Source organism: Stenotrophomonas sp. NPDC077659, from assembly GCF_050268705.1.
Taxonomy (GTDB): Bacteria; Pseudomonadota; Gammaproteobacteria; order Xanthomonadales; family Xanthomonadaceae; genus Stenotrophomonas.
On sequence record NZ_JBNNHG010000179.1, the window covers coordinates 4088 to 6836 of the forward strand.

General features: G+C 68.2%; 4 protein-coding genes. 3 read left to right on the top strand and 1 reads right to left on the bottom strand.

Annotated features, from left to right (window positions below; all coding sequences use genetic code 11):
- Positions 1 to 164 precede the first annotated feature (164 nt).
- Together ACQKDV_RS17540 and ACQKDV_RS17545 are read left to right on the top strand one after the other, a co-directional pair.
- The gene (locus ACQKDV_RS17540) at positions 165 to 755 is read left to right on the top strand and encodes a cytochrome c oxidase assembly protein (protein ID WP_427785438.1); all 591 of its coding nucleotides are present in this window, start codon (positions 165 to 167) and stop codon (positions 753 to 755) included.
- 13 nt (positions 756 to 768) lie between these two features.
- On the top strand, positions 769 to 1644 hold the full coding sequence (locus ACQKDV_RS17545) for a cytochrome c oxidase subunit 3 (RefSeq protein WP_427785440.1): 876 nt from the start codon (positions 769 to 771) through the stop codon (positions 1642 to 1644).
- A gap of 21 nt (positions 1645 to 1665) precedes the next feature.
- Here ACQKDV_RS17545 and ACQKDV_RS17550 read toward each other — a convergent pair whose 3' ends face one another.
- Positions 1666 to 1884, bottom strand: a complete 219-nt coding sequence (locus ACQKDV_RS17550) for a twin transmembrane helix small protein (protein ID WP_049468560.1) — start codon at positions 1882 to 1884, stop codon at positions 1666 to 1668.
- Positions 1885 to 1941: 57 nt separating this feature from the next.
- On the opposite strand from ACQKDV_RS17550, the gene ACQKDV_RS17555 reads away from it, so the two are divergent.
- Entirely contained in the window at positions 1942 to 2658 is a 717-nt protein-coding gene (locus tag ACQKDV_RS17555; RefSeq protein ID WP_427785442.1) for an SURF1 family protein, read from the top strand.
- Positions 2659 to 2749: the final 91 nt, after the last annotated feature.

Consider the following 2749-nt stretch of genomic DNA (forward strand, 5'->3'; position numbering starts at 1 on the left):
CGGCTCTACCAGGGTCAGGGCGAAGAGCAGCCGACCAACGGTCGGCTCTACCAGGGCGGGGGCATCGAGCAGCAGCGCCAGCGTGCGCGGCGCACCGCCCTGTGGGTCGGCGCCATCGCCGTGCTGGTGTACGTCGGCTTCATCCTCAGCGGGGTGATCGGGCGATGAGCGACGCACCGGCCACCGCTCCGTCCCGCAGTGCCGGGCTGCCGCGCCTGATCGGCGTGGCGGTGGCGGTGTTCCTGCTGACGTTCTCGCTGGTGCCGCTGTACCGCATCGCCTGCGAAAAGGTGTTCGGCGTGCGCCTGGAGCGCGGCCCCGGCAGCGAGGCCAGTACCGGTGCCGCGGCCGGCAGGCGCACCGTGCGGGTGGAGTTCGATGGCGGCGTCAATTCGCGCCTGCCGTGGTCGTTCCACCCCGAACAGCTGACCATGGACGTGGTGCCCGGCGAGCTCAACGAAGCGCTGTACTTCGCGCGCAATGACAGCGCCAACGCCGTGGTCGGCAGTGCCGTGCCTTCGGTGGCACCGGCGCGCGCGTCGGGCTTCTTCAGCAAGACCGAATGCTTCTGTTTCACCGCGCAGACGCTGCAGGCCGGCGAGAAGCGCGACATGCCGGTGCGCTTCATCGTTGATCCGGACCTGCCACCGGAAATCAAGACGATCACCTTGTCCTACACCTTCTACCGCAACGACGCACTCTCGGACCGGTTGGCCCCTGCGGCCACGTCCGAAGGCGCGCACGCCGCTCCCTGACCCGGATACCGACATGGCCCAGACACCGACCGACGCCAACGTGTACTTCGTCCCGGCCCAGAGCCGTTGGCCGTTCGTGGGGTCCATCGCGATGATGGTGACCATGGTCGGCGTGGCCAGCTGGCTCAACGATGCCAGCTGGGGGCGCTGGACCTTCTACATCGGCATCGCGATGCTGGTGCTGACCCTGTTCTGGTGGTTCAGCGACGTCGTGCGCGAATCGCAGGCCGGCAACTACAACCGCCAGGTCGACGGCTCGTTCCGCATGGGCATGGTCTGGTTCATCTTTTCCGAAGTGATGTTCTTCGGTGCCTTCTTCGGCGCGCTGTTCTACACCCGCAACCTGGGCCTGTCCTGGCTCAGCGGCGAAGGCCGCGGGGTGATGACCAACGAACTGCTGTGGCAGGGCTACTCGGCGGGCTGGCCGACCAACGGGCCGGCAGCCATCGGCGGTGCATTCCAGACCATCCCGGCGTGGGGGCTGCCGCTCATCAACACGCTGATCCTGCTGACCTCCGGCGTGACCCTGACCATCGCCCACCACGCGCTGAAGGCCGGCAACCGCCGCCAACTGCTGATCTGGCTGGGCCTGACCGTGGTACTTGGCCTGGGTTTCCTCACCCTGCAGGCGGAGGAGTACATCCACGCCTACAAGGAGCTGAACCTGACGCTGGGTTCCGGCATCTACGGTTCGACCTTCTTCATGCTGACCGGCTTCCACGGCGCGCACGTGCTGCTGGGCACGATCATGCTGATCGTGATGTGGCTGCGTTCGGCCAAGGGCCACTTCACCCGCGACAACCACTTCGCGTTCGAAGCCGCCGCGTGGTACTGGCACTTCGTCGACGTGGTCTGGCTGATGCTCTTCATGTTCGTCTACGTGCTTTGACCGGGCGCGGCACCGGCGGCCTCAGCCGCCGATGCCATGCGGCTTGATCCAGCCCATGTAGATGCACACGATCACCAGTACGATCAGTGCGACTGACACGCCGATACGCCGGGTCAGTGCGTTGACCGTGCGCTTGGTCTGGCCGCGGTCGACCAGCAGGTAATACAGGCCGGCGCCCAGATTCCAGACGATGACGATCAGAAACGCGATTACCAGCAGGGTCTTCAGCGAATCACTCATGCGCGGCTCGAGGGCAGGGCGGATGCGCCTATCTGACCGCGTTTGCGCGGACTTGTCATGATGCGCCAGCACACACGCGTGATTGGATGGCTGCTGGCGGTGCTGGCGATGGCCGCGTTCACCGCATTGGGGTTCTGGCAGCTGCAGCGCATGCATGCCAAGCAGGTGCTGCTCGATGCGCAGGGGCCAGCGGTGGCGCAGGCACTGCCGCTGGCGCAGGCGCTGGCGGCGCCGGGTGCCCTGCATGGGGTGGCCGACCATGGCCGCTTCCTGCCCGGGGTGGTGCTGCTGGACAACCAGACCCGGCAGGGCCGCGCCGGGGTGAAGATCTATCGCCCGTTCCAGAGCGACGGCGGCAGCGTGCTGCTGGTCGACCTGGGCTGGCGCGCGCTGCCGCCGGATCGCACGTTGCCGGAGATTCCCGCACCGCCCTCACCGGTGGCGGTGCGCGGGTTGCTGGCGCCGCCGCCTGCCGCAGGCCTGGCGCTGGGGCCAGCGTTTTCCAGCACCGGCGAGGCCGGGCGCTGGCTGGCCAGCCGCTTGCCTGCCGAAGGGCTTGCGCGTGCGCTGGGTCTGGCCACACTGCCCGACCGCGTGCTGCGACTGGACCCGGCCCTGCCGTTCGGTGACGAACGCGACCTGGAGCTGCTGCCCAACACGCTGCCGCCGCAGCGCCACCTGGGCTACGCCGTGCAGTGGTTCGGCCTGGCCCTGACCGTGCTGGTGGTCGCGCTGGTGCTGGAACGGCGCCGGAGGCGCCTCGTTGCCCGGTAGTGCCGGCCGCTGGCCGGCAATCCCCGGTTTCCTGGATTGCTTTTCGGCCGCTTCCACGCGCCAGCGCGCGGCGACGATATCCGGGCGACGG